This is a genomic window from Paramesorhizobium salinisoli (assembly GCF_003335045.1).
Classification (GTDB): Bacteria; Pseudomonadota; Alphaproteobacteria; order Rhizobiales; family Rhizobiaceae; genus Paramesorhizobium; species Paramesorhizobium salinisoli.
The window spans coordinates 1-415 of record NZ_QOZG01000126.1 but is presented as its reverse complement, the minus strand read 5'-3'; the positions used below and the strand labels follow the sequence as shown (position 1 = coordinate 415).

At 51.6% G+C, this 415-nt stretch carries 1 pseudogene; it reads right to left on the bottom strand.

Features of this window, described 5'->3' with window-relative positions:
• Positions 1-307: 307 nt before the first annotated feature.
• Positions 308-415: pseudogene (locus tag DUT91_RS27135) on the bottom strand (IS110 family transposase); the annotation flags it as partial.

The following is a 415-nucleotide window of genomic DNA, read 5'->3' as shown; positions in this document are numbered from 1 at the left end:
TTCAAATAATCACAACGCGCGCATGAGACCCCCGCTCGGGCTACGCCCTCCCACGGGTCTCATGCGCGCGCCAAGGTGGCCGACTTTTGCGCCGCCGCGTGGCCGGTTTTTACTCCGCCGTTGACACCTAATTGGGATTTGCATCTCAATAGCATCAATTTTCCTAATCCAGACGGGATGGGATTGGCCTATTGTGTGTATCTGCATCGGGATAGCGGCAAGTTTCGTGCTGTTATCCATCAGTTATGGCAACATAAAAATCAAAGACCTATTCGGAATAATGAGACGCGATTAGTTTCCGTTATGGTCAAGCAGGTTTTTCGGCCCAAAGCCGATCAGCTTTGATCAGGGCATTGGCGGTCACAATGAGCTTTCGCATAATCGCAACTATGGCGATTTTGGCGGGCTTGCCCGA